Source organism: Micromonospora sp. NPDC007208, from assembly GCF_042869175.1.
Lineage (GTDB): Bacteria > Actinomycetota > Actinomycetes > Mycobacteriales > Micromonosporaceae > Micromonospora > Micromonospora foliorum.
The window spans coordinates 321,541-345,698 of sequence record NZ_JBIAFG010000003.1 but is presented as its reverse complement, the minus strand read 5'-3'; the positions used below and the strand labels follow the sequence as shown (position 1 = coordinate 345,698).

The following is a 24,158-nucleotide window of genomic DNA, read 5'->3' as shown; positions in this document are numbered from 1 at the left end:
CCCATCCACATGGCGGGATGGCGCGTCTCAGTTATGTCGGTATTTCCTACCAGCTTGCTAGGGTAATCGGCATTCGGTCACCGGCAGAGAGGCGACTTCGCGATGACCTTCCACTGGTTCCTGCCCACCTCCGGCGACGGCGACCAGGTCGGTGCCGCCACCGTCACCGCGGGGGCCGCGAGGCACGACCGGGCCGCGACGGTGGCCTACCTGGCCGAGGTTGGCCGGGCCGCCGAGGCGAACGGGTTCACCGCCGTTCTCACACCGGTGGGCGCTGGCTGCCCCGACCCGTGGATCGTCTGCGCGGCGGTCGCCCAGCACACCGAGCGGCTCGGCATGCTGGTCGCGGTCCGGGCCGGTTTCGCGCTGCCCACCCTGATCGCCCAGCAGGCCGAGGCGTTCCAGGCCATCTCGGGTGGCCGGCTGTCGCTCAACATCGTCACCGGGGGCGACCCCGCCGAGCAGCGGGCGTACGGCGACTTCCTCGGGCACGACGACCGCTACGCGCGCACCGGCGAGTTCGTCGAGGTGCTTCGCCGCGCCTGGGCCGGCGGGCCGTTCGACTACGCCGGAAAGCACTACCGGGTCGACGGCGGGGGCCTGGCCACCCCGCTCGCCGCGCCGCCGCCGGTCTACTTCGGCGGCGCGTCCCCGGCCGCCGAGACGGTGGCCGCCCGACAGGCCGACGTGTACCTGATGTGGGGTGAACCGCCGGCGTCGATCGCGGCCCGGGTCGCCCGGGTCCGGGCGCTCGCCGCCGAGCAGGGCCGCACCCTGCGCACGGGCCTCCGGCTGCACGTCATCGCCCGGTCGACAAGCGCCGAGGCGTGGGCGGAGGCCGACCGGCTGTTGGCCGGGATGAGCCCGGAGCGGATCGCCGCCGCCCAGGCCCGGTTCCGTCGGATGGACTCGGTGGGTCAGGCCCGGATGGCCGCGCTGAACGCCGGCCGCACCGACGGGCTCACCGTCGCACCGAACCTCTGGGCCGGCGTCGGCCTGGTCCGCGAGGGCGCCGGCACCGCGCTGGTCGGCAGCTACGCCGAGGTCGCGGCCCGGATCGACGAGTACGCCGCGCTCGGCGTCGACGAGTTCATCCTCTCCGGCTGGCCGCACCGCGAGGAGGCCGAGCGGGTCGGCGCCGAGGTGCTGCCCCTGGTGACCGCCCCGGTCGCGGCGGCTCCGGGAAGGTCGCGGGTGGCGGAGGTGTCGACGCGCTAGGGTCGACTCCGTGGCGGCGCGGAGATCCAGAATTCCAGCGACGAAGTATCCGGTCGAGCGGTTCACCCTCGACAACGGCCTGCGGGTGGTGCTCACCCCCGATCGCAGTGCCCCGGTGATCGGGGTGGCGGTGGTCTACGACGTCGGCATCCGCTCGGAGCCGGAGGGGCGGACCGGCTTCGCCCACCTCTTCGAGCACCTGATGTTCCAGGGCTCGGAGAACCTGGAGAAGCTGGCCCACTTCCGGCACGTGCAGGGCGCGGGTGGCACGTTCAACGGCTCCACCCACCTGGACTACACCGACTACTTCGAGACGCTGCCGAGCAACGCGCTGGAACGCGCGCTGTTCCTGGAGGCGGACCGGATGCGCGGCCCCCGGCTGACCGAGGAGAACCTGCGCAACCAGGTCGACGTGGTCAAGGAGGAGATCCGGGTCAACGTCCTCAACCGGCCGTACGGCGGCTTCCCCTGGTTGACCCTGCCACCGGTCATGTTCGACACCTTCCCGAACGCCCACGACGGCTACGGCTCCTTCGACGACCTGGAGTCGGCGACCGTCGCCGACGCCGCCGACTTCTTCCGCCGCTACTACGCCAGCGGCAACGCCGTGCTGGCCGTCAGCGGCGACATCGACGTGGCCGAGGCGACCGAGCTGGTCACCCGGCACTTCGGCGACGTGCCGGCCCGGCCGGCACCGAAACGACCCGACTTCACCGAGCCCGACCTGAGCGCCGAGCGGCGCACCTCGTACACCGATGCCCTGGCGCCGCTGCCGGCGGTGGCCGGCGCCTGGCGCGTGCCCGACCCCGTCACCGACTTCGCCGGCTACCTGCCGTACGTGGTGCTGGCCGAGGTGCTCACCGACGGCGACGCGTCGCGGCTGGTCGAGCGGCTCGTGCAGCGGGACCGCATGGTGACCACCCTCGGCGGATACCTCGGGTTCATGGGCGACCCGTTCGACGTCCGCGATCCCACCGCGCTGCTGTTGCAGGCGCACCTGCCGCCCGGCGGCGATGTGGACAAGGTGCTGCGCACCATCGACGAGGAGTTGGACCGGCTGTCCACCGACGGGCTGACCGACGGTGAGCTGGCCCGCACCCAGGCCCGGATGGCGACCCACCTGCTGCGGGACACTGACGCGGTGCTCGGTCGGGCGCTGCGGATGGCCGTGCTGGAGCAGCAACGCGGCGAACCGGGTCTGCTCAACGAGTTGCCCCGGCTGGTCGGCGAGGTTACCGAGGAGCAGGTCCGGGCTGCCGCGGCCACCCTGCGCCCGGAGCGTCGGGCCGCCATCGAGGTCATTGCCGGAGGTGTTCGGTGAGCGCGAGGAGTGAGCCGGTTTTGCGAGCCCCGCAGTCGCGAACGAAGGTGACACAGTGAGTATCGCTACTGCTCCGGTCGGGCCGCGTACGCTGCCGCCGCTCGGTCCGACCCGCAAGCTCAAGGTGCCCAAGCAGGCCGAGCGCACGCTGCGCAACGGTCTCACCGTGATCGCCGTACGCCGGCCCGCCGTACCCCTTGTCGAACTGCGGCTCTGGGTGCCGTTCGGCCGGGTCCACCTGGCCCGCGGCGCGATGCTCTCGCAGACCATGCTCTCCGGCACCGAGTCGATGACCAGCGTGCAGATCGCCGCCGAGTTGCAGAAGGTGGGCGGCGGGCTCTCCGCGGGCGTCGACCCGGACCGGCTGATGCTCTCCGGCGCCGGCCTGGTCACCGGTCTGGACCGGATGCTGGAGCTGCTGGCCGAGGTGCTGACCGGCGCCAGCTACCCCGGCGACGAGGTGGCCACCGAACGGGACCGGCTGGTCGACCGGATCCAGGTGGCGCAGAGCCAACCGTCGCACCTGGCCCGGGAGGCGCTGCTCAAGCGGATCTACGGCCGGCACCCGTACGCGACGCAGACGCCGGAGCCCGGCCAGATCCGCGCCGTCCGACCGGCGGCGCTGCGCACCCTGCACTCGGAGCGGGTCCATCCGACCGGCGCGCAGCTGGTGCTGGTCGGTGACGTCCAGCCGGAGAAGGCACTGGACGCGGCCGAGCGGGCGCTCGGCGGCTGGTCGGGTGCCGGGCGTACGGCCGAACTGCCGGCGACGCCGCCCCTGGAGCCGGGGCCACTGCTGCTGGTCGACCGGCCGGGCTCGGTGCAGTCCTCGCTGCGGATCGCGCTGCCGGCGGTGTCCCGCACCGACCCGGACCACGCCCCGCTGCAACTGGCCAACCTGATCTTCGGCGGCTACTTCTCGTCCCGGTGGGTGGAGAACATCCGCGAGGACAAGGGCTACACGTACGGCCCGCACTCGCTGATCGAGCACTCGGTCGCCGGGTCGGTGCTGGTGGCCGCCGCCGACGTGGCCACCGAGGTCACCGGTCCGGCGCTGCTGGAGACGACGTACGAGCTGGGTCGGTTGGCGTCGCTGCCGCCGAAGCCGGAGGAGTTGGAGCAGGCCCGGCAGTACGCCCTGGGCACCCTCCAGCTCGGCATGTCCACCCAGGCCGGGTTGGCGGCCCTGACCAGCGCGTACGCGGGCAACGGTCTGCGCCTGGACTTCCTCGCGGAGTACGCGGCGCGGTTGGCGAAGGCGAGCATCGACGACGTCGCGCAGGCGGCGGCCCGGTACCTGGCCCCGGCTCGGGCGGCGATCGTGGTGCTCGGCGACGCGGAGCGGATCACCCCGGGGCTGGCCGCGCTGACCACGGTTCACGCCGAGCCACGACCGTGAGTGGGGAGGCGGCGCCGCCGTTGGCGAGGTCCACGCTGGACCGGGCCGCGCACCGGCGGGGTGACTCGCAGTGGTTGACCGAGGCGTGGTTGCGCGCCCGGGTGCTGTTGCTCGACTCGACCGACGAGGGTCGGACGCTGGCCCGCACCGAGAAGTCGCCTCCGACGTTGGTGCTGTTCGGGGCGGGCGACGTGCCCGCCGGGTCCGAGTCGACGGCGATGTTCCTGGGTGTCGAGCCGGACGGGGTGCCGGTCTTCGCGGTCGACGCGCCGCTGCCGGCGATCCCGGGGACCAGGGCGGTCCACCTCCGGGAGGTGGGTCACCTGCTCGCCGACCGGGAGGCCGGCATCTTCACCACCGCGCTGGCGCTGGTCAACTGGCACACCCGACACGGTTACTCGGCGAGCACCGGCGCGCCGACCGCGATGGACGAGGCGGGTTGGTCCCGGGTGGACCGCAACGGTGGGCGGATCTGGCCGCGCACCGATCCGGCGATGATCGTGCTCGTCCACGATGGTGTGGACGGCCCGGACGGCCGCTGCCTGCTCGGCAACAACGTCAGCTGGCAGGGCACCCCGGGTGGTCGGCGCTACTCCTGCCTGGCCGGCTATGTGGAGCCGGGCGAGTCGGCGGAGGCGGCCGTGCTGCGCGAGGTCCGCGAGGAGGTGGGCATCGGGGTCGAGCGCATCGGGTACGTGGGCAGCCAGGCGTGGCCGTTCCCCGGCTCGCTGATGTTGGGCTTCCTGGCCACCGCGAACCCGGCCGAGCCGGTGCGGGTCGACCCGTCCGAGATCGCGTACGCCCGGTGGTTCTCCCGCCGGGAGATCGGTGCGGCGTTGGCCGGGCAGACGGTGGACGTGGGCGATGGGGCCCAACTGATCCTGCCGCCACCGTCGTCGATCGCGCTGTTCCTCATCCACCGCTGGCTGGACGGCTGGGTGGACGCCGACCGCTGAGCACGGTCCCGGCCCGTGGCCGCCGTTGCCGCGGCGGTCACGGGCCGGGAACACGGGCCGTCGTGGTCGGTGGGTGCGAGAAACGCGGCGGGGGAGCCGGTCCGACCACGACGGACGACCTGTGGATTCAGATGCCGGTGCGGCCCGGTCTGTGTCGGAAGGCGGGCCGCGGCTCGATCAGCGGCAGGACCTTGACCCGTTGCTTGCCGGCGCGGACCGCGCCGACGGTGGCCAGGGCGCGGGCCAGCAGCAGTGCGGCGTCCCGGTCCTCGGCGTGCACGATCTGCCGACGTGGCTCGGGCGTGGTCGTCTCGTCGCGAAGTCGGTGGCCGTCCGCCCAGGCGGCGGCGATGTCCCCGTCAGCGACGGCGCGGATGTCGGTGCGAACGATCAGGAACCGCATGAGGGTCTCCGGATGAACCGCGACGGATGAGCCAGTGTGGAAGTTCCACGTACTCGAGGGTCATGTTACGCCGCGTGTTCATCTCAGCAACTGAAACGCGCCTATCGGTTTCGAGCCTCGTCCGATCAGCGGATGGCTGCTCAGTGGGGTCGCCGGATCGTAGAGCGGCGGGTGCGACGCGACGGGGCCGCCGGCGGTGCGCCGACGGCCCCGTACCCGGTCACCGAATCAGTTCAGATCGAACTGGCCCTTCTTCGCTCCGGTGATGAAGCCGAGCCACCCCGCGCGGTTGAACAGCAGCACCGGGCCGCCCCGGTCCTTGCTGTCGCGTAGGGCGACGGCCGACGGGCCAGTGGCGAGCGGGGCGACCTCCACACAGTTGGAGGTCTGGCTGCGTGTGCTGGTACGCCACGGGGCGTCCGCCAACGAGTGGGCGGAGACGGACGGCGTGTTGCGGATGTCGTTCATGGTTCTGCTCCTGATGTGCAGCGATCCAATGGGACGAGTGGTGCCGCACGTCCCGACGGAGGGTCCCCCGTGGATCACCGGTCCGTCAGCCGCCCCGAGTCCCGGCGGCGTTGGGTCGGCGCCGTTGCCGGCCCGAACGCCACAGTGGATGGGGGCGTCGCCTCGGTCAGCCGTCCCGTCGCCTCGATCAGCCAGGAGAGGGTGTCCGAGGCGTCAAGTGCCGCCGTGCATAGCCACTCGAACACCACTTTATAGCGATTTAGCGTGATTGCCTCGGTCGACATGACGTCGGTGAAGCCACCTTCGATGGCCAATGTCTCCGGATCGAGGGGATCGGCGAACCGATAGACCGAGAAGGCGGTCGGCGGAAGGTACCAATTGCCGACCTGGGTGTCCCGGAGCAGCACGTGCAGGGTCACGTTGGGCAGCAGCGCCAGCTCGCAGAGTTGGAGCAGTTGCTCGTGCAGCACCTCCGGCGGCCCGGCCCGGCGGCCGAGAGCCGCCTCCTCCAGCACTGCCGTGTAGCGGGGAGCGTGCGGCTCCCGGGTCAACAGCGACTGGCGGGCCAGCCGCGCCTGCACCTCGGTCTCCGCCTCGTCGCCGGGCTCCGGCTCGCCCGCGCCCGCGCTCACCTGCCGGGCCGACACGATGCGGAGCTGGGCGTACCCGGGGGTCTGCAACAGGCCCGGCACCAGCACCGGGTTGTACTCGGAGATCTCCGCGCAACCCGCTTCCAACTCGGCCCAGCTGCGCTGTTGCTGCGTCATCACCGGAAAGTTCTTCAACCAGCCGCGCATGTCGCCGGCCTCGTTGGTGATGCCCAGTAGTTCGTCGTGCAGCGCCTGGTCGGCGCCGTAGAGGTCGAGCAGATCGGCGACGTCCTGCGGGTCCGGTCGGCTGCGGCCGTTCTCCAAGCGGGACAGTTTGGACGCCGAGGCCCAACCGATACGCTCGATGACCTGATCGCCGGTGAGGCCCGCGGCCTCACGCAGGCGGCGCAGCTCGATGCCCAACCGGCGACGACGCAGGATCGGGCTGGGTGCGGCAGGAGGCACAGTGTCCTCTTTCCCGTCGACCGCCGCAGACGCGACGGTAACTGTATGAAATTCGCCCCCCACGGTCAGTATGGACGGCGCGACCGGTGTCGGAGGTTCCGGCGAGGGCGTGTCTTGCGAAAATCGGACCACGGGAATGCCGGCTGACGACGGACCCGCGGTCGCGGCCCGTCGACCTCGCCCAGCTGGGCAGGCCATCCCGCCGGAGGGACCCCCATGCGCACGATCCTGCGCCGACCCGACTTCCGTCTGCTCTTCGGCGGCCTGCTGGCCAGCATGACGGCCGAGTCGATCCTGCTGCTCGCACTCGCCATCTGGGTCAAGGATCTGACTGGCTCGAACGGGTTGGCCGGTGCCACCATCTTCGCGGTCATCGCCCCGATGACGCTGGCACCGCTGGTCGGCTGGGTCGTCGACCGCTACCCGCGCCGGCCGTTCTTCCTGGGCGCGAACGTGCTGACCGCGGCCCTGCTCGCCCCGTTGTTCACCGTCCGCGACGCGGGCGACGTCTGGATCGTCTATCTGGTGGCCGCCCTGTACGGACTCTCGTCCATCACGCTCGGCGCGGCGCTCAGCGGGCTCATCCGCGAGATGGTGCCGGTCGAGCTGCTGGCCGAGGCGAACGGCGTGCTCCAGACCGTACGTCAGGGGATACGACTGGTCGGCCCGCTGGTGGGCGCGGCGCTCTACGCGGCGCTCGGCGGGTGGGTGCTTGCCGGAATCGGCATGGTCGGATTTCTGACCGCGGCGACGGTGGTGACAGCGCTACCCACCCCGCAACAGGTGCCGCCGGCCGTACGGCTGCGGTGGCCGGCGGAGCTGGGCGCCGGCCTACGGCACCTGGCCGGCGAGCCGGCCCTGCGGCGGGCCCTGCTCGGCTACGGGCTCGGGTCACTGGTGATGGGCTTCAGCGAGTCGCTCATCTTCGCGTACGTCGACCAGGGGCTGAACCGGGATGCCGCGTTCGTGGGCGTGCTGGTCACCGTGCAGGGCGTGGGCGGGTTGCTCGGTGGGCTCTGCTCACCGACGCTGGTCCGCCGGCTCGGGGAGGTCGGCACGCTGGCCGCCGGGGTCGCCTTCTTCTCGCCGGCCGCGCTCGCGCTCGCGTACCCCGATCTGCGGCTCGGGTTCGTGGCGGTGCTGCTGGCCGGGGTCTCGCTCCCGCTGACGATGGTCGGGTTGCACACGCTGATCCAGCGCCGCACCCCGCCTGCGCTTGTCGGCCGGGTCGCCGCCGCCACCCAGGCGGTGGTCAGCGGGCCGCAGGCGTTCTCCATCGGGGCGGGTGCCCTGCTGGTCGGGTTCCTGGACTACCGGCTGCTGTTCGCGCTGGTCGGGGTGGCCACCCTGGCCGCCGGCAGCTACCTGTGGCGGGGCCGGCACCTGAGCGCGCCGACTACCGGGGCCCGCCCGCCGACACCACCCACCCGCCCGACGCTCCCGGCGCCCCGCCGGCCGGCCGAGGACGCCGACCGACCCGGGCTCCCGGCATCCACCGACCGTCGCCACCGTGACCCGTTCCCGAACAAAGCGAGCGGCCGCCCCGGGTGGGGCGGCCGCTCGCCGAGAATGAACCGGCAGATCAGGCGTTGAGCGTCTCCAGGTGTTGCTTGACCTGGGTGATCGAGGGATTCGTCAGGGCACTGCCGTCGGCGAAGCGTAGCGTCGGCACCGTCTGGTTGCCGCCGTTGACGCTCATCACGAAATCCGCGGCCTTCGGGTCCTGCTCGATGTCGACCACCTCGTAACCGATGCCCTCCCGGTCGAGCTGCGACTTCAGCCGGTGGCAGTAGCCGCACCAGGGGGTGGAATACATCGTCAGCATGGTCGGATCCTCCAACTCCTCCGGCCGCGGCTTGCGGATCAAGCCGAGGCTGTTCGCTACAACGCTGGGACGAGCTGAGATGATTCCTGGTTGTGGTGGTTCACTCAGCGTCGGAACAGGTGCTCGCCGGGCTGGACCCGGAGCAACGCTCCGCCGTGACCGCACCTGCCGGCCCGGTCTGCATCCTGGCCGGCGCCGGCACCGGCAAGACCCGGGCGATCACGTCCCGGATCGCCCACCGGGCGCTCTCCGGCGAGATATCCCCCCGGCACGTGCTCGCGGTCACCTTCACCGCCCGCGCCGCCGCCGAGATGCGAAGCCGGCTCACCGTCCTCGGGGTGGGCGGCGTGCAGGCGCGGACATTTCACGCGGCCGCGCTGCGTCAGGTGCGGTACTTCGCGCCCCGGCTGCTGGCCGGCCGCGCCATGCCCGAACTGCTGGACAGCAAGGTGCGACTGGTCACCCTCGCCGCCGCCCGGGTCGGCCTGCGTACCGACCGGGCCGCCGCCCGCGACCTGGCCGGCGAGATCGAGTGGGCGAAGTCGTCACTTGTCGAGCCGACTGACTACGTGGTGGCCGCGGCCCGAGCGCTGCGCGACACACCGCACGAGCCGACCAAGGTGGCCGACGTGTTCACCGCGTACGAGCAGCTCAAGCGCTCGAACGGTGTAATCGACTTCGAGGACATGCTGCGGGCCGCGGTGTGGGGCATCGAGGAGCACCCGGACGTCGGCGAGCAGATCCGCACCCAGTACCGGCACTTCGTGGTCGACGAGTACCAGGACGTCAACCCGCTCCAGCAGCGGCTGCTGGAGGCCTGGTTGGCCGGCCGCGACGACCTGACCGTGGTCGGGGACGCCAGCCAGACGATCTACTCGTTCACCGGGGCGACCTCCGCGTACCTGGTCGACTTCCCCCGCCGACACCGCAACGCCACAGTGGTCCGGCTGGTCCGCGACTACCGCTCCACCCCGCAGGTGGTCGGGCTGGCCAACGCGGTGATCTCCCAGGCGCGGGGCACCGAGGCGCGCCTGCGGCTGGAGTTGAGCGGGCAGCGCCCGCCCGGCCCCGAGCCGGACCTACGGATCTTCACCGACGAGCCGGCCGAGGCGAACGGGGTGGCCGCGCGCTGCCGTTCGCTGATCGACGCGGGCACACCGGCGAAGGAGATCGCCGTGCTGTTCCGCGTCAACGCGCAGTCCGAGGCGTACGAGAAGGCGCTCACCGAGGCCGGTGTGCCGTACGTCGTGCAGGGCGCGGAGCGGTTCTTCGAACGGACCGAGGTGCGCCAGGCGATGGTCGCGCTGCGGGCCGCCACCCGCTCGATCCCGGGGGAGACACCGCTGCCGGCCGCCGTCGTCGAGGCGCTCACCGCCGTCGGCTGGGCCCCGGACGCGCCCCCGGCCGGTGGCGCCGCCCGCGAGCGGTGGGAGGCGCTGTCCGCGCTGGTCCAGCTCTCCGAGGAGTACGCGGCCACCCCCGAGGTCGTGCCGATCGGCGAGGCCGCCTCGGTGGAGCGCCCGGTCACCCTCACCGACTTCACCGAGGAGTTGGCGCGCCGGGCCGCCCAACAGCACGTGCCGACGGTGGACGGCGTGACGCTGGCGTCCCTGCACTCGGCCAAGGGGTTGGAGTGGGACGCGGTCTTCCTGGTCGGCCTCGCCGAGGGCACCCTGCCCACCACGTACGCCAAGACCGTCGAGCAGGTCGAGGAGGAGCGCCGGCTGCTCTACGTCGGGATCACCCGCGCCCGGGAGTGGCTCTGGCTGTCGTACGCCGCCGCGCGCTCGCCGGGCGGACGGGCCCGGCGGCCGTCGCGGTTCCTGCCCCAACTGGACCGCTCCGGCGGCACCGAACGGGCGACCGGCAGCGCCGGTCCGGCCCGGCGTCCCGAGCGGCGGCGAACCCAGATCGTGTCCTGCCGGATCTGCGGCGCCACCCTGCTCGCCGGCCCGGACCGCAAGCTCGGCCGCTGCCCCACCTGCCCGTCCGACATCGACGATGAGCTGCACGAACGGCTGCGTGAGTGGCGGCAGCGGGTGGCCGGTGCGCAGAAGGTCCCGGCGTACGTGGTCTTCACCGACGCGACGCTTGTCGCGTTGGCCGAGCGGCGGCCGGGCCGGTCGGAGGAGCTGATCGCCATCGCCGGTATCGGCCCTCGGAAGCTGGGCCTCTACGGGGAGTCGGTGCTGGCCCTCGTGGCGGGTGCCGGGGTGGACGATGTCTGCCCGGAGAAAACTTTCGAAATCTCGTCGTAAATTCGTTTGCCCTCGCCCCGGCGCGAGGAATAGCCTCAGGACACACCACGCGAGCGGCGCCATTCCGGCTGCTCACGGGGTCGGTCCAGTCGATTCGAGGAACGTGAGGGAGGTGGCACCCGTGAAGATCTTCACCTATGAGCGTCTGACGGCGATGCCGTCTGTCCACGCTCCGCTGTCGGCTGTCCGGGTGGCCCTCGCGGCTGCACGACCGTCGGTTCCACAGGTGCACCAGGTTCAGGCCGAGCTGATCCTGACCGTCGCGCCCGCTGGAGTCGAGGGGACCAGTGGCTTCACGGGCAATGGCATCCAGGTCGCCAAGAAGCGCATGGATGTCCGCGGCGTTCCACCTCGAGGTAAACCGGTCTGACCCTCAGACTCCGGCTCACCTCGAGGCCGCGGAACCCGCTTACCGGGATCCGCGGCCTCAGTTTTTTGCCCGCCGTAAGTACGTCGGAATGCGATCCACGAGATCGAAGTGAGAGAGAGGTGACCGGGAGATGAGTCTGGCGTTGGCCCCCCTCGACATGAGCGTCGAGATGGAGGCGAACCTGCCCTGCCGGAAGTTCGACCCCGACCTGTGGTTCTCCGACTCGCCCACCGAGCTCGAGCTGGCCAAGTCGCTCTGCGGGGACTGCCCGCTGCGCGTCGAGTGCCTGGCCGGAGCCGTTGAGCGAGCGGAGCCGTGGGGCGTCTGGGGCGGCGAGATCTTCGAGCGTGGCGCGGTTGTCCCGCGTAAGCGGCCCCGTGGCCGTCCGCGTAAGGAGGACGTCGCCCGTGACGCTGAGCTTCGGGTCGAGGCCGAGGCGCGCCTGGCAGCCAGTGGGCTGTCCGAGGTGCGCGGCGCGGTCCGGCTGGCAGCCTGACATGTTCCCGACCCGTACCAACTACGCCGGTGGCACACCGGCAGTGAGTGAGAAAACGATGTTGAACGTTCCGAGTGGAGCCTTCGAGATGCAACTACTCCACGAAGCGTTGACCCGGGCTCGAATGCGCCGGCCTCAGGCCGGTCGTACCACCACGAGCACTGAGGCAACCCGATCCGCCCGTACCGTCGCCATGACCGGCCGCAACCAGGCGGCCCGCGACCTGGGCGTTCTCTAGTACCACCCCACGCAGAAGGGCGGGTGCCGACCGGCACCCGCCCTTCCCCATGTGGTCAGGCACCCGGGCCTCGACGTCGTGCGGCGACCGCCTCGATGTCGTCAGGCGACCGGGGCGAAGCCGGGCAGCCAGCGCTCCAGGATGCTGCGGTAGGGAGCCTTCGCCTCCAACTGGCAGAGCACCCCGATCGACCCGAGCGTCACCCGGTGGATCAGCAGGTACGACGGCGGTAGGTTGAGCCGCTTGCTCAGCTGGTACGTGGGGGAGCGAGGGCTGGCCAGTCGACCCGCCTCGCCCCGTAGCCAGGCCCGGGTGAACCGGAAGCCGTCCGCCGCGATGGGCTCCAGCATGGGGCGGATGAAGTCGAGCACTCCCTCGGCGTCGATCTCCTCGGTCGAGCCGATGAACCCCTCCGACCGCAGCCCCGCCACGACCTCGTCGGCGTCGCCGCGCAGGGCCATCGCGGCGATACGGCCGATCGGCTCCGGGGTGCCCTCCGGCATCCGGGCCACCGCACCGAAGTCGATCACCCCGAGCCGGCCGTCGGGCAGCAGCCGGAAGTTTCCCGGGTGCGGGTCGGCGTGCAGCAGCCCGGCCCGCTGCGGCGCGGAGAGGTGCAGGGTGGCCATCAACCGGCCCGCCTCGTCCCGGTCCTCCTCGGTGCCCTCGCGGATGATGTCGGCCAGCGGGGTGCCCGTCACCCATTCGGTGACCAGCACCCGGGGCGAGGCGTTGACCACCTCCGGGATGTAGATCTCCGGGTCGTCGGCGTACGCGGCCGCGAAGGTGCGCTGCGACTCGGCCTCCAACTCGTAGTCCAACTCCTCGGTGATCCGTTCGCGCAGCTCGGCCAGGAGCGGCTTGACGTCCAGGCCGGGTTGGATGGCCCGGAACATTCCGCCCAGTCGGGAGAGCTGCTTGAGGTCGGCGAGCAGGGCGTCGCCGGCCCCCGGATACTGGATCTTGACCGCCACGTCGCGGCTGTGCGGAGCGCCCGACTCGTCGAAGCCTGGCTCGCGCCAGCGTGCCCGGTGCACCTGGCCGATGCTCGCGGCGGCGGCCGGGACGTCGTTGAACTCGACGAACAGGTCCCGCCAGTCGGGGCCGAGCTGCTCGGCCAGCACCTTGTGCACGCTGGCGACCGGCAGCGGTGGCGCCGCCTCCTGCAGCTTCGTCAGCGCCTGCCGGTAGGGCGCGGCGATCTCCTCCGGCAACGCCGCCTCGAAGACCGACAGCGCCTGGCCGAACTTCATCGCCCCGCCCTTGAGCTGGCCCAACACGCTGAACAGCTGCTCGGCGGTGCGCTGCTGAATCTCCGCGGAGATCACGTCGGAGGCCAGCCCGGTGACGCGCTTACCCATCCCGAGAACGGTCCGGCCGGCGAAGCCGAGCGGCAGGGCGGCGAGCTTGGCGGTGCGGGACACGGCGCGGCGCGGGATGTCGGTCACCCGGTCATTGTTACCGACCGGAGGGCCCCGCTGCTGCTCTGCGGCCGGGCTGGTGCGGACACTCGGCCTCGCGAGCACCCACACGCCGGGTGTGGCGGCCATCCCCGACGACGGAAACGGCCGGCACCGGTGATCTCCATGGCGCCGCCCAGCGTCTCCGGCTGACCGCCGTCCAGCTGCGTCAGGGCCTCGGCCAGCGCGTACCCGCAGGCGACGAGCAGCGTACCGGTCGTTCCGGCGGCCACCGGGTCGGCGGCGGCGAGCTGCGCGGCGAGCCGCGGCCAATCCGGGTCGCGGTCGGCCCGGTGCAGCTCGACGCAGTGCAGGCAGGGCCCGGCGGGTGGGCGGACCAACGGCCCGATCACCGGTACGCCCTCGCGGAGCGTGACCAGCAGGTGCGGCTGCCGACGCTGGGCGAGACCGGCGGCGAGCAGCGCGGGAGGCCGGTCCGTGCCGAGCTGGATCACCAGGTCGATCCGCCCGGCGCGGCTCGGGTGGGTGCCGGTGCCCGGTGCGACGCGGTCGACCGCAGCCCGCACCGCCGGTGCCAGCGGGCGACCCAGTTCGGTGGCGGGGATGCCCGTGCCGATCAGGTCGACGGGGCGTACCGGGCCGGTGAGCTGCGGAATCACCTGCCCCACGCCGGACTGGGCCAACGCCACCGTCAGCGGCCCGCCGAGCGCCCCGGCACCGGTGAGCAGGACTCGGGCCGCCCGTCGTCGACGCAGGACCTGCGCGGGCGTGCCGGGCAGTCGGGCGGCGGCCAGGGCCAGCGCGCCGGCCTCCGCCGCGAGCCGGGCACGGACCGGGCCGGTCAGGTCGCGGGGGAGCAGGCTGTGCGCGGGCACCAGCAGGCCGGCGGCCCGCAGGGTGTCGAGCAGGGTACGCGCGTCGTCGGCGCTGACCTGGGCGGTCGTCGCCTGGGCCAGCACGACGCGCTCGCTGCGGGTGCCGTCGAGCAGGTCGAGCAGGTGGGCGGCGCGCGGGTTGGCCAGCTCCAGCAGGACGGCCGGCCCGGGGCCGACGCCGAGTTGGAGGGTGTGCCGGTCCCGCCAGAGCCGGTTGAGGCCGGGCAGCAGGGTTGGGCGGGGCAGTACGGTGCGGCTCATGGTCACGAATTGTGACCGCGTCTTCGCGTTCGGTCGATCATTGTCCACAGGTGGCCAGGCCGCTGTTCAGCGCTATCCACAGGGTTTGACGGGTTTTCCACAGCCCGCCGTGCCTGTTGTCGGTCACCTGACAGGGCTACTGACGCCGGTGGCACCGAACTCCCGATCGGCAACGGGGGTGGGGTGGCCACCGGCCACCCCACCCCCGTTCACCCGTTCGGGTCAGACCTTGGCCTTGCCCAGGATGCGGTTCACTGTTGTTCCGCATACCGGGCACTTGCCCTTGGCCATGTTCATTCCGGTCTTCGAGACCTCGACGTGTCCCTCGAAGTCCCGCTTCTCCTTGCACTTCACGCAGTAACCGTTGTAGGTCGTCTGGGCCTGGTCGGCCACGGTGCCCTCCTCGTCTCGTCCGCCGGTCAATGCCGTTCCGGCGGGGTACCCGGCGGCGGGCCACACGGGGCGCCGGCGCTGGGTCTCACTCCGCGGCCACCTTCGTGACCGCTGGTCCGCGGACCCTACCCAGGTCTGGGCAGTTCCATGTCAGCTGTGCATCGACACTGTGAGCAAGTCGACGTCGAGAGTGTGCATGGCGAAATAGGTCGGATAAGTCAGTTTGGCGGGGACACGCCGACCAAACCCTGACAGCCACCCGTGCGAGTGCCCCCGCAGCGGCATCCGGAGCCGTGATCACCTACGGTGGGGGAGTGCCGCGTACCGGCGCCATCGGGGTTCACGAAGGGTGACGAGATGGCGCGATGGTGCTGCGTTCAAGAAATTTTCGGGACGCCTGGCGACCAATCACCATTTTCTGGGCGCGTGTCGTGCGGTTGACTCTTGCGGACCCCTGGTCAGTACGCATTAGCTTTCCTTCGTGACACGTAGTCGAGGCTGCGCGGGCCAGTGATGGCGGGGACGCGCAAGCCGGTCGTCGAGGTGCGGCGCAGCCAGCGTCGACGACGCACGGTGTCCGCGTACCGTGACGGTGAGCGAGTGGTCGTCCTCATCCCCGACCAGTTCTCCCGCGCCGAGGAGAGCGAGTGGGTCGACCGGATGCTCGCCCGGCTCGCCGCCCGGGAGGGGCGCCTCGCCCGCTCCGACGCCGAACTGCTTGCCCGCGCCAACCGGCTCATCGACCTCTACCTCGCCGGGTACGCCACGAAGGCGGTGCCGGCCAGCGTCCGATGGGTCACCAACCAGAACGGCCGGTGGGGCTCCTGCACGCCGGCGGACCGCAGCATCCGCATCTCGCACCGCGTCCAGGAGATGCCCGATTGGGTGATCGACTACGTGCTGCTCCACGAACTGGCGCACCTCATCGTGCCCAGCCACAACGCCCGGTTCTGGGCATTGGTCGGTCGCTACCCCAAGGCGGAGCGCGCCCGCGGCTACCTCGAAGGAGTAGCCGCCGCCTCCTGCGCGCCGAGCGCCGTCTGAGGCGCGAGCGGCCTAGATCCACTCGCGTTTCTGAATACCGCGCTGTCGAGGCCGCCGGAACACCGCGACTTCAATGAAACCGAGTCGATCATGCTGGCCAGCCCCGGCCAGCCCCGGCCAGGGCGTCCAGGGCGGGCCGAATGGGCCGGGTTGGATGGGCGGGTCGGATGGGCCCGGTGGGGTGGGGCGGCCGCGCTGGGGCGCTAGGGTCGGGGGATGGCGCGACGGGTGGTGGTGGCGATGCTCGGGCCGGTGCACTGGTCGCCGCCGGGCGTTGACCTGGCGGAGTGGCGAGCGGCCCTCGCGGAAGACGTCATCGACCTGCTCGCCACGCTCAACGAGGTGGAGGTCGCGGTCGCGGTGACCCCGGCCGACCGGGCGCTGGCCGATGCGCTGGTGTGGCCCGGCACGGCGGTGTACGAGGTGGCCGAGCCGACGCCGAACGCCGTGTTCGCCGCGTTGGAGGGGTACGACCAGGCGGCCGTGCTGGTCAGTGACGTGCCTGACCTGCCCGCACTGACCGTCGGCAAGCTGCTCCGCCCACTCACCAGCCGACCGGTCGCGGTGGCTCCGGTCGAGGGCGGCGGGCCGGGTCTGCTCGGGGTCGCGGTACGACTGCCCGCGCCGGGCTGGCTACCGACGCTGGAGCTGGACACGGCGACGCCGGCTGAGGCGCGCGCGAACGCCCCGCGACCGGGTGACGTGGCGGTCACCGCCGGCTGGCGACGACTGCGCGGCCCGGCTGACCTGGCCACGCTGGACCCAGCCTTCGAGGGTTGGGAAGCAACCCGCGCCCTGCTCTCCGGGTCGGGCCGACCCGCTTGAACCGTCAGCCTGCCTGCCGACGAGACCCGAGCCATTGCCCGCTGGCACGGCTGCCCCGCCGGCTTGGAACCTGGGCGACCAGCGGAGCTGCCGGCAGCCGGCCTCGCTGACCGGGGACCTGCGAACGCGCCCGGGTGCCCGCTGTCGATCAAGCGGGCACCCGGGCGCGGGCCGTCGTTAGGCGTCAGGACTTGGCGTCGCCCTCGCCGTCGGTCTCGTCGGACTGACCGGACTGGCCCGACTCGCCGGGCTGCCCGGGGGCCTTCTCCTCCACCCCGCCGGGGGCGGTGAAGTCGAAGCTGTCCAGCTCGCTGAGGTCCATGTCGTTCATGGCGAACGCGACCGGGTCGGCGAAGTCGTCGTCCGACGGGAGCAGGTCCGGGTGGCCCCAGACGGCGTCGCGGCCTTCGATGCCACGGTGCTGGGTGAGCGCGGCCCAGAGCGCCGCGGCCTCGCGCAGCCGACGGGGGCGCAGTTCCAGACCGACAAGCGCGGCGAAGGTCTGCTCGGCGGGACCGCCGGCGGCCCGGCGACGGCGGAACGCCTCACCCAACCGGACGACGTTGGGCAGCCGGTCGCTGGCGGCGCTGTCCACGACGTGGCACACCCAGCCCTCGACCAGGGCGAGTGCGGTCTCCAGGCGGGCCAGTGAGGCCTTCTGCGCCGGGGTGTCCTCCGGGGTGAAGATGCCCTCCAGGGCGATCGCCTGCATCGACTCGGGGTCGGTCGGGTCGACCCGGCCCATCGCCTCCTCGATCGCCTCCCGGTTGACCCGGATGCCCGAGGCGTACATCTCGACAGCGCTGAGCACATGCCCACGCAGCCACGGGACGTGCTGGAACAGCCGCTGGTGGGCGGCCTCGCGCAGCGCCACGTAGAGGCGGACCTCGTCCTCGGGCAGCTCCAGGCCCTCGCCGTACGCCCGGATGTTGGCCGGGATCAGCGCGGCCGTGCCGGCCGGGCCGAGCGGCAGCCCGATGTCGCCCGCGGAGAGCACCTCCGCGGCGAGCGAACCGAGGGCCTGGCCCAGTTGGCCGCCGAAGAGCGCGCCGCCGAGGGAGGCCACCATCGACTGCATCGGGCCGAGCTGGGCGCGAGCCTCCGGTGGCACCAGGTCGCCCATCGCGCCGACCATCCGGCTGGCGACGGGGTCGCACAGCTTGCGCCACACGTCCAGCGTCTTGAAGATCCACTCGTTGCGGTTCCACGCAACCGGGTTCTGGATGCCGGAGGGCCACGCCGAGGCGGGCTCCAACCACAGGTCGGCGAGGCGCAGCGCCTCCTCGACCGCGTTGCGTTCGTACATCGACACCGCCGGGTCACCGGCGGCCGAGAGCTGGCTGGCGGCTACCTGCCGGGCCAGGTCCCAGTTGACCGGCCCGCTGCCCGGCGCGGAGAGCAGGTGCTGCAACTGCGACATGAACTGCTGCATCTGCGCGGGATCGTTGGGGTCTGGTGGCTGCCCACCCGGGAGCGCGAAACCGAACGGAATATCAGGCACGACATCTACGGTACGCGGACCGCGCCCCAGGTCGCCGCCGCTGGCGTTGCGCTGAGGGCGAAGTCGCGCGGCGCATCCGACGGATGGGCCGCGACCGGTCGGTACGCTCTGCGGCATGAGACGTCGTGGCCTGACGGTCCTGCTCGGTGCCCTGTTCACCGCCCTGCTGAGCATCGGGGTGCTCCGGGTGCCGATTCCGTACGTGGTGCTGGGCCCGGGGCCGACGGTCAACACCCTCGGTACCACCGACGGTAAGGAGGTCATCCAGGTCTCCGGTCGGGAGACCTCGACCTCGGCCGGCCAGCTGCGGCTGACCACGGTGGGGGTGCAGCCCACGGTGCGGTTGCGGGGGGCGATCGCGGGCTGGTTCTCCGACGACGAGGCGGTGGTGCCGCGCGAGCTGGTCTACCCGCCGGGGGAGTCGACCGAGCAGGTCGAGCAGCGCAACGCGGAGGACTTCAAGGCGTCGCAGACCAGCGCGGAGACCGCCGCCCTGCGGGAGTTGGGCTTCCCGGTGCAGGTCGTGATCAAGACGGTGGCCGGGGACGGCCCGGCGGCCGGGGCGCTGAAGGCCGGCGATCTGATCACCTCGGTCGACGGTCAGCCGGTGCCGGTGGCCGCGAAGGTCACCGAGCTGGTCCGCGCCAAGCCGGCGGGCACGGCGCTGACCATCGGCTACACCCGGGACGGCGTGCCGGCCACCGCGACGGTGACCAGTCAGGAGCAGGACGGCCGACCGCGGATCGGCGTCGAGATCGATCAGCAGCAGCCGCACCCGTTCACGCTCGGCATTGACCTGGGGGACATCGGTGGGCCGAGCGCCGGCCTGATGTTCGCCCTGGGGATCGTGGACAAGCTGACCCCGGCCGACCTCACCGGCGGCCAGGTCATCGCCGGCACCGGGACCATCGACGACGAGGGCGCGGTCGGCCCGATCGGCGGGATCGCCCAGAAACTTGTCGGCGCCAAGCGCGCCGGGGCCAAGGTCTTCCTGGTGCCGGCGGACAACTGCGCGGAGGCGGTCCGCAACCCGCAGCCCGACCTGCCGCTGTTGCGGGTGGGCTCGTTGGACGAGGCGATGACCGCACTGGAGACGTTGCGCGCGGGCGGTCAGCCGACGCGTTGCTGACCGGTGTGACCGTGCCCCGACACGCTCAGGAACACCCCGTACTCTGGGTGCCTGGTCGGAGCCGATCATATCGAGCGTGCGGAGCCAACAGTGGTCATGCGTAGCAGCAGCCCCCTTCCGAGGATGAGCCGGCGCGGGCGCGTCACCATCGCTGTCCTGGTCGGGGTGTTCGTGCTCTTCACCCTGCTCGGCTGGGGTGTCCAGGCGTGGACCGACTGGCTCTGGTTCGACGAGGTCCGCTACACCGAGGTCTTCACCGGCGTCCTGCTCACCCGCCTGGTGCTCTTCCTCGCCATCGGCCTCGGCATGGCGGTGATCGTCGGCGGCAACCTGTGGCTGGCCTACCGGTTGCGCCCGCGACTGCGGCCGCACTCGGTGGAGCAGGCCACCCTGGAGCGCTACCGGATGGTGCTCAGCCCGCGTCTCGGCACCTGGATCTCGCTGACCGCCGCGGTGGTCGGGCTCTTCGCCGGTCTCTCCGCGCAGAACCGGTGGAACCAGTGGCTGCTCTTCCGCAACGGCGGTGACTTCGGCATCAAGGACCCGGAGTTCGGGGTCGACATCGGCTTCTACGTCTTCCAACTGCCGTTCTGGCGTTACCTGCTCGGGGTCGCCTTCACCGCGGTGGTGCTGGCCGTGGTCGGCGCTCTGGCGGTGCACTACCTCTTCGGCGGTGTCCGCCTGCAGGGCGTCGGTGACCGGATGAGCAACGCGGCCCGCGCGCACCTGAGCACCCTGGTCGCGGTCTTCGTGCTGTTGAAGGCGATCGCGTACGTGTTGGACCGGCGGGCCATGCTGCTGGAGTACAACGAGGGCGCCAAGTTGTACGGCGCCGGCTACGCCGACGTCAACGCGTTGCTGCCGGCGAAGGAGATCCTCGCCTACATCTCCATCGTGGTGGCGATCGCGATCCTCGTGTTCTCCAACGCCTGGATGCGGAACCTGGTCTGGCCGGGGATCTCGCTGGCGCTGCTCGGCGTGTCCGCGGTGGCCATCGGCGGCATCTACCCGTGGGCGGTGCAGACCTTCGAGGTCAAGCCGAGCGCCAAGGACAAGGAAGCGCCGTACATCCAGCGCAGCATCGACGCGACGCGGGCGGCGTTCGGGTTGGGGGCCACCGAGACGACCCCGTACGCGGCGAACAACCTCACGCCACCGGCGAACCTGGCCACCGACACCTCGGTGGTGTCCAACGTGCGGCTGCTCGACCCGCAACTGGTCAGCGAGACGTACACCCAGCTCCAGCAGGTGCGTGGCTTCTACGACTTCGGTCCGAAGCTGGACATCGACAGGTACGGGGTGAACGGCAAGGTCTCCGACTACGTCGTCGGTGTCCGGGAGATCAACTACGGCGAGCTGACCGACCAGCAGAACACCTGGATCAACCGGCACACCGTCTACACCCACGGGTACGGGCTGGTGGCCGCCCCGGCCAACCAGGTGGTCTGCGGCGGGCAGCCGTTCTTCGTCTCCGGCTTCCTGGGCGAGAAGACCCAGGAGGCGTGCTCCTCGCAGACCGAGCAGATCCCGGCCAAGCAGCCGCGCATCTACTACGGCGAGCGGATGGCCGCCGACGACTACGCCATCGTCGGGCAGTCCGACCCGAACAAGAAGGCCGAGTTCGACCGGCCGGTCGGTGAGGGTGGTGGCGAGTCCTACACCTACACCGGTGAGGGCGGCGTGGAGATCGGCTCCTTCACCCGGCGGCTGCTGTACGCCATCAAGGAGCAGGAGTCGAACTTCCTGCTCTCCGAGGCGGTCAACAAGGACTCCAAGCTGCTCTACGTGCGCAACCCGCGTGACCGGGTGGAGAAGGTCGCGCCGTTCCTCACCCTGGACGGCGACCCGTACCCGGCGGTGGTCGACGGTCGGGTGCAGTGGATCGTGGACGGCTACACCACGGCGGCCTCCTACCCGTACGCGGAGAAGGTCAACCTGCAGACCGAGACCACCGACGAGCTGACCAACCGGGGCACCTTCCAGCTGGCCCGGGAAGACGTCAACTACATGCGCAACTCGGTGAAGGCCACCGTCGACGCGTACGACGGCACGGTGAAGCTCTACGAGTACGACGACACCGACCCGGTGCTCAAGGCGTGGAACAAGGCGTTCGGCGGTGACCTGGTGCTGCCGAAGGCGGAGATCCCGGTCGAGCTGACCGAGCACCTGCGGTACCCGGCGGACATGTTCAAGGTGCAGCGCAACCTGCTCACCAAGTTCCACGTGACCAACCCGGGCGACTTCTACTCGGCACAGGACTTCTGGCAGGTGCCCAACGTGCCGGACGCGCCGGACAGCGGCCAGAAGCAGCCTCCGTACTACCTCTTCACCCAGTTCCCGGGGCAGGAGAGCCCACGGTTCCAGCTCACCTCGGCGGTCACCCCGAACGGCCGGCAGAACCTCGCCGCGCTGATCTCCGGGTCGTACGTCGAGGGGAAGCCCCGCCTGGAGGTGCTGGAGCTGCCGGACCAGACCCGGATCTCCGGCCCGGTGCAGGTGCACCAGCAGATGACCAACAACGCCAACATCCGCCAGCAGCTCAACCTGCTCTCCAGCAACCAGGCGCAGGTGCAGTACGGCAACCTGCTCTCGTTGCCCTTCGCCGACGGGATGCTCTACGTCGAGCCGGTCTACGTGAAGAGCAACCAGCAGGACGCGTACCCGCTGCTGCAGAAGGTGCTGCTCTCGTACGGTGACGGTGGCTCGTTCGTGGCGCTCGCCGACAACATCAACGACGGCATCAAGCAGTTGGTCGAGCAGGGTAAGAAGGCCGGGCAGGGCACGTCGCCGCCTCCGACGACCGGGGGCAACCCGACGACGCCGACGCCAACGCCGTCGGGGACGGCGACCCCGGCGCCGACGGTGACCCCGAGCCCCGGCACCCCACCGCCGACCGGTGACCTGGCTGCCGCCGCGGACCGGGTGCAGACCGCGATCACCGAGGTCCGGGCCGCGCAGACGTCCGGCGACTTCGAGCGGTACGGGCGCGCGCTGAAGGCCCTCGACGAGGCGCTCACCGCGTTCCAGCAGGCGCAACAGGCCGCCGGTACGCCGAGTGGCAGCCCGAGCGCCGGCGGCTGACCCGACACCGCAGGGAGTTCCTCGCCGAGCCCCCGTCGTCCGGACCACTCCAGGTCCGAACGGCGGGGGCTCCGCCGTTGTCCTGATCTGTGCGCGTCTGTCACGTCAGCGACAGCGGCGTCCAGCCCCGCAACCTGCGACGCCGGTCCGCCGTCCTCCTTGCGACGGGGTGGGAACGAGGGGGGTCAGCCGTGCGGGACGCGCAGAGCTTCGATGACTTCTACCGCAGCACCGCGCGGCGGATGGTGCGGTACGGCTATGCGGTCGCTGGCGACCACAGCGAGGCGCAGGATCTGGTGCAGGAGGCGTACACCCGGGCCTGGCGGCAGTGGGGGCGACTGTCGTCGCATCCCGCGCCGGAGGCGTGGCTGCGGCTCGTGGTGGCCCGGTTGGCCACCGACCGCTGGCGGCGTCTGCACCGTTGGCGGGTGGTGCTGAGCCGGAGCGGACCACCGGCGGTGGCGCCCCCGCCGAGCGAGGACGGGGTGCTCCTGGTCGGAGCGCTCCGGCAACTGCCCGCCACGCACCGACAGGCGCTGGCCCTGCACTACCTCTTCGACATGTCCGTCGAGGAGATCGCCCGGGAGACCGACGTCCCGGTCGGCACCGTGAAGTCCTGGCTGTCCCGAGGCCGGTCCCGGCTGGCCGCGCTGCTGCCCGACCTCAGCGCCGTGGAGTTGGAGGCGAACGATGTCAGTTGAACTCTCTGACCTGTACCGGTCGCTCAGCACCGTCGCGGACGGCCACGAGCTGACCCATCCCGAGTCGCTTCGGCGGTTCGCCGACCGGCGGGCCCGAGCCCGGATCGCCGGCTCGACGCTCGCGGTGGCGCTGCTCGTGGGCGGGGTAGCCGTCGGTGGCCGACTGGCGTACCCGGCGGACGGCTCCGCGCCGCTGCCACCACCCGCCGACACACCTGGCCCGGTGCCGACCGGGGCGACCGCGACCTCTCCGCCGTCACCTACGCCGCCCCCGGCGCCCTCGTCGTCGCCGTCGCGGACCACCCCGAGCGGTACGCCGTCGCAGCCGGCCACCGGCCCGGCGGCGCCCCGGCCGCCCACCTCGATCCCGGACCGCGCCTTCTTCGTGCTGGCGACCCCGAATCGGACCGGGTTGGAATCATCGGGGGAGGGCCCGGCACTGCCGACGCTGTGCGGAACGCGCCTGTCCAGCGACTCGGCCATGGTGCAGCGCCGCGGCCGGTACCTGGCGTACAAGTTGGCGGAGACGCCGGCGGGGCACGTGCCGGACGGCAGCTACCGGCACACCATCACCATCTACCGGGCGGGCCGCGCCGACGACGCCCTGCGCGAGCTGCGGCAGGCCGTGCGCGGCTGCCCCGACCAGAGGCTGCCCGACGACAGCAGGACGTGGCGACAGCGACTGCTGACCCCGGGGGCGTACGGGGACGAGTCGGTGCTGTTCGAGATGCGGGCCCCGATGCCGGACGGGATGGGCGAGCCGGGAACGGACGAGGTGCGGCTGGTGCGGGTGGTCCGGATCGGCGACGTGGTGACGGTGCTCTGGGAGCAGGGTTGGGAGCACACGGCGGCCGTCCGGTCCCAGGTCGACGCCGACAGTCGGCGGGCGGTCGCGGCGATCGAGAACTGGCTCGACTGAC

At 71.7% G+C, this 24,158-nt stretch carries 22 protein-coding genes; 14 read left to right on the top strand and 8 right to left on the bottom strand.

Annotated features, from left to right (window positions below):
* Nucleotides 1–102 precede the first annotated feature (102 nt).
* The 4 genes from ACFYL6_RS07960 to nudC all read left to right on the top strand — a co-directional run bounded on the left by ACFYL6_RS07960 (nucleotide 103) and on the right by nudC (nucleotide 4,894).
* Nucleotides 103–1,218 carry an LLM class flavin-dependent oxidoreductase gene (locus ACFYL6_RS07960; RefSeq protein ID WP_387168987.1) on the top strand — a complete coding sequence of 372 codons (1,116 nt, stop codon included), beginning with the start codon at nucleotides 103–105 and terminating at the stop codon, nucleotides 1,216–1,218.
* A 10-nt stretch (nucleotides 1,219–1,228) separates the two neighbouring features.
* Nucleotides 1,229–2,539 (top strand): M16 family metallopeptidase, encoded by a 1,311-nt coding sequence (locus ACFYL6_RS07955; protein WP_387168984.1) that lies wholly within the window; start codon nucleotides 1,229–1,231, stop codon nucleotides 2,537–2,539.
* Between the two features lie 61 nt (nucleotides 2,540–2,600).
* Nucleotides 2,601–3,938: a M16 family metallopeptidase gene (locus ACFYL6_RS07950; protein ID WP_387169524.1), complete on the top strand. Its 1,338-nt coding sequence runs from the start codon at nucleotides 2,601–2,603 to the stop codon at nucleotides 3,936–3,938.
* Nucleotides 3,935–4,894, top strand: coding sequence for an NAD(+) diphosphatase (gene nudC, locus ACFYL6_RS07945; RefSeq protein ID WP_387168981.1), 960 nt, complete (start codon nucleotides 3,935–3,937; stop codon nucleotides 4,892–4,894). Before ACFYL6_RS07950 ends, nudC begins: the two co-directional genes overlap by 4 nt.
* A gap of 127 nt (nucleotides 4,895–5,021) precedes the next feature.
* Here the strand turns inward: nudC and ACFYL6_RS07940 are convergent, their stop codons facing one another.
* From ACFYL6_RS07940 to ACFYL6_RS07930, 3 genes are all read right to left on the bottom strand, one after another.
* The gene (locus ACFYL6_RS07940; protein ID WP_387168978.1) at nucleotides 5,022–5,297 is read right to left on the bottom strand and encodes a hypothetical protein; all 276 of its coding nucleotides are present in this window, start codon (nucleotides 5,295–5,297) and stop codon (nucleotides 5,022–5,024) included.
* 228 nt (nucleotides 5,298–5,525) lie between these two features.
* Nucleotides 5,526–5,765 (bottom strand): DUF397 domain-containing protein, encoded by a 240-nt coding sequence (locus ACFYL6_RS07935; RefSeq protein WP_030337575.1) that lies wholly within the window; start codon nucleotides 5,763–5,765, stop codon nucleotides 5,526–5,528.
* Between the two features lie 74 nt (nucleotides 5,766–5,839).
* Complete coding sequence (locus ACFYL6_RS07930) at nucleotides 5,840–6,820, bottom strand: helix-turn-helix domain-containing protein (RefSeq protein WP_387168975.1); 981 nt, start codon at nucleotides 6,818–6,820, stop codon at nucleotides 5,840–5,842.
* Between the two features lie 216 nt (nucleotides 6,821–7,036).
* Between ACFYL6_RS07930 and ACFYL6_RS07925 the strand changes: the two genes are divergently transcribed.
* The gene (locus ACFYL6_RS07925) at nucleotides 7,037–8,413 is read left to right on the top strand and encodes an MFS transporter (protein ID WP_387168972.1); all 1,377 of its coding nucleotides are present in this window, start codon (nucleotides 7,037–7,039) and stop codon (nucleotides 8,411–8,413) included.
* On the opposite strand, the gene ACFYL6_RS07920 is transcribed toward ACFYL6_RS07925, so the two are convergent.
* A complete protein-coding gene (locus ACFYL6_RS07920; RefSeq protein WP_112681335.1) occupies nucleotides 8,403–8,645 on the bottom strand; it encodes a mycoredoxin in 243 nt (80 codons plus the stop codon). The two genes, ACFYL6_RS07925 and ACFYL6_RS07920, sit on opposite strands and share 11 nt — an antisense overlap.
* A gap of 92 nt (nucleotides 8,646–8,737) precedes the next feature.
* Between ACFYL6_RS07920 and ACFYL6_RS07915 the strand changes: the two genes are divergently transcribed.
* The 3 genes from ACFYL6_RS07915 to ACFYL6_RS07905 all read left to right on the top strand — a co-directional run bounded on the left by ACFYL6_RS07915 (nucleotide 8,738) and on the right by ACFYL6_RS07905 (nucleotide 11,769).
* Complete coding sequence (locus ACFYL6_RS07915; protein ID WP_387168968.1) at nucleotides 8,738–10,903, top strand: ATP-dependent DNA helicase UvrD2; 2,166 nt, start codon at nucleotides 8,738–8,740, stop codon at nucleotides 10,901–10,903.
* A 154-nt stretch (nucleotides 10,904–11,057) separates the two neighbouring features.
* Complete coding sequence (locus ACFYL6_RS07910) at nucleotides 11,058–11,273, top strand: hypothetical protein (RefSeq protein WP_387169522.1); 216 nt, start codon at nucleotides 11,058–11,060, stop codon at nucleotides 11,271–11,273.
* Between the two features lie 130 nt (nucleotides 11,274–11,403).
* Complete coding sequence (locus tag ACFYL6_RS07905) at nucleotides 11,404–11,769, top strand: WhiB family transcriptional regulator (RefSeq protein ID WP_030490434.1); 366 nt, start codon at nucleotides 11,404–11,406, stop codon at nucleotides 11,767–11,769.
* A gap of 339 nt (nucleotides 11,770–12,108) precedes the next feature.
* On the opposite strand, the gene ACFYL6_RS07900 is transcribed toward ACFYL6_RS07905, so the two are convergent.
* From ACFYL6_RS07900 to ACFYL6_RS07890, 3 genes are all read right to left on the bottom strand, one after another.
* Nucleotides 12,109–13,455 (bottom strand): ABC1 kinase family protein, encoded by a 1,347-nt coding sequence (locus tag ACFYL6_RS07900; protein ID WP_387168965.1) that lies wholly within the window; start codon nucleotides 13,453–13,455, stop codon nucleotides 12,109–12,111.
* A complete protein-coding gene (locus ACFYL6_RS07895; protein WP_387168962.1) occupies nucleotides 13,452–14,564 on the bottom strand; it encodes a TOMM precursor leader peptide-binding protein in 1,113 nt (370 codons plus the stop codon). The genes ACFYL6_RS07900 and ACFYL6_RS07895 overlap by 4 nt, the downstream gene beginning before the upstream one ends.
* Before the next feature lie 222 nt (nucleotides 14,565–14,786).
* Nucleotides 14,787–14,957 carry a DUF5679 domain-containing protein gene (locus ACFYL6_RS07890; protein ID WP_167457767.1) on the bottom strand — a complete coding sequence of 57 codons (171 nt, stop codon included), beginning with the start codon at nucleotides 14,955–14,957 and terminating at the stop codon, nucleotides 14,787–14,789.
* Between the two features lie 513 nt (nucleotides 14,958–15,470).
* On the opposite strand from ACFYL6_RS07890, the gene ACFYL6_RS07885 reads away from it, so the two are divergent.
* The gene (locus ACFYL6_RS07885) at nucleotides 15,471–16,001 is read left to right on the top strand and encodes a M48 family metallopeptidase (protein WP_387168959.1); all 531 of its coding nucleotides are present in this window, start codon (nucleotides 15,471–15,473) and stop codon (nucleotides 15,999–16,001) included.
* Nucleotides 16,002–16,217: 216 nt separating this feature from the next.
* Nucleotides 16,218–16,826, top strand: coding sequence for a hypothetical protein (locus tag ACFYL6_RS07880; protein WP_387168956.1), 609 nt, complete (start codon nucleotides 16,218–16,220; stop codon nucleotides 16,824–16,826).
* 184 nt (nucleotides 16,827–17,010) lie between these two features.
* Here ACFYL6_RS07880 and ACFYL6_RS07875 read toward each other — a convergent pair whose 3' ends face one another.
* Entirely contained in the window at nucleotides 17,011–18,258 is a 1,248-nt protein-coding gene (locus ACFYL6_RS07875; protein WP_387169520.1) for a zinc-dependent metalloprotease, read from the bottom strand.
* Nucleotides 18,259–18,442: 184 nt separating this feature from the next.
* Here ACFYL6_RS07875 and ACFYL6_RS07870 point away from each other — a divergent pair, with 184 nt between their 5' ends.
* From ACFYL6_RS07870 to ACFYL6_RS07855, 4 genes are all read left to right on the top strand, one after another.
* On the top strand, nucleotides 18,443–19,456 hold the full coding sequence (locus tag ACFYL6_RS07870) for a PDZ domain-containing protein (protein WP_387168954.1): 1,014 nt from the start codon (nucleotides 18,443–18,445) through the stop codon (nucleotides 19,454–19,456).
* Between the two features lie 96 nt (nucleotides 19,457–19,552).
* The gene (locus tag ACFYL6_RS07865; RefSeq protein WP_387168952.1) at nucleotides 19,553–22,537 is read left to right on the top strand and encodes a UPF0182 family protein; all 2,985 of its coding nucleotides are present in this window, start codon (nucleotides 19,553–19,555) and stop codon (nucleotides 22,535–22,537) included.
* Nucleotides 22,538–22,728: 191 nt separating this feature from the next.
* The gene (locus ACFYL6_RS07860; protein WP_387168949.1) at nucleotides 22,729–23,238 is read left to right on the top strand and encodes a SigE family RNA polymerase sigma factor; all 510 of its coding nucleotides are present in this window, start codon (nucleotides 22,729–22,731) and stop codon (nucleotides 23,236–23,238) included.
* Nucleotides 23,228–24,157, top strand: a complete 930-nt coding sequence (locus ACFYL6_RS07855; RefSeq protein WP_387168946.1) for a hypothetical protein — start codon at nucleotides 23,228–23,230, stop codon at nucleotides 24,155–24,157. Before ACFYL6_RS07860 ends, ACFYL6_RS07855 begins: the two co-directional genes overlap by 11 nt.
* Nucleotide 24,158: the final 1 nt, after the last annotated feature.

Excerpts from the sequence above, each read along its gene's own strand:
- ACFYL6_RS07960 (WP_387168987.1), top strand. The coding sequence starts at position 103 with ATGACCTTCCACTGGTTCCTGCCCACCTCCGGCGACGGCGACCAGGTC.
- ACFYL6_RS07940 (WP_387168978.1), bottom strand. The coding sequence starts at position 5,297 with ATGCGGTTCCTGATCGTTCGCACCGACATCCGCGCCGTCGCTGACGGG.
- ACFYL6_RS07935 (WP_030337575.1), bottom strand. The coding sequence starts at position 5,765 with ATGAACGACATCCGCAACACGCCGTCCGTCTCCGCCCACTCGTTGGCG.
- ACFYL6_RS07925 (WP_387168972.1), top strand. The coding sequence starts at position 7,037 with ATGCGCACGATCCTGCGCCGACCCGACTTCCGTCTGCTCTTCGGCGGC.
- ACFYL6_RS07920 (WP_112681335.1), bottom strand. The coding sequence starts at position 8,645 with ATGCTGACGATGTATTCCACCCCCTGGTGCGGCTACTGCCACCGGCTG.
- ACFYL6_RS07910 (WP_387169522.1), top strand. The coding sequence starts at position 11,058 with ATGCCGTCTGTCCACGCTCCGCTGTCGGCTGTCCGGGTGGCCCTCGCG.
- ACFYL6_RS07905 (WP_030490434.1), top strand. The coding sequence starts at position 11,404 with ATGAGTCTGGCGTTGGCCCCCCTCGACATGAGCGTCGAGATGGAGGCG.
- ACFYL6_RS07895 (WP_387168962.1), bottom strand. The coding sequence starts at position 14,564 with ATGAGCCGCACCGTACTGCCCCGCCCAACCCTGCTGCCCGGCCTCAAC.
- ACFYL6_RS07885 (WP_387168959.1), top strand. The coding sequence starts at position 15,471 with ATGGCGGGGACGCGCAAGCCGGTCGTCGAGGTGCGGCGCAGCCAGCGT.
- ACFYL6_RS07880 (WP_387168956.1), top strand. The coding sequence starts at position 16,218 with ATGGCGCGACGGGTGGTGGTGGCGATGCTCGGGCCGGTGCACTGGTCG.
- ACFYL6_RS07875 (WP_387169520.1), bottom strand. The coding sequence starts at position 18,258 with ATGCAGCAGTTCATGTCGCAGTTGCAGCACCTGCTCTCCGCGCCGGGC.
- ACFYL6_RS07870 (WP_387168954.1), top strand. The coding sequence starts at position 18,443 with ATGAGACGTCGTGGCCTGACGGTCCTGCTCGGTGCCCTGTTCACCGCC.
- ACFYL6_RS07865 (WP_387168952.1), top strand. The coding sequence starts at position 19,553 with ATGCGTAGCAGCAGCCCCCTTCCGAGGATGAGCCGGCGCGGGCGCGTC.
- ACFYL6_RS07855 (WP_387168946.1), top strand. The coding sequence starts at position 23,228 with ATGTCAGTTGAACTCTCTGACCTGTACCGGTCGCTCAGCACCGTCGCG.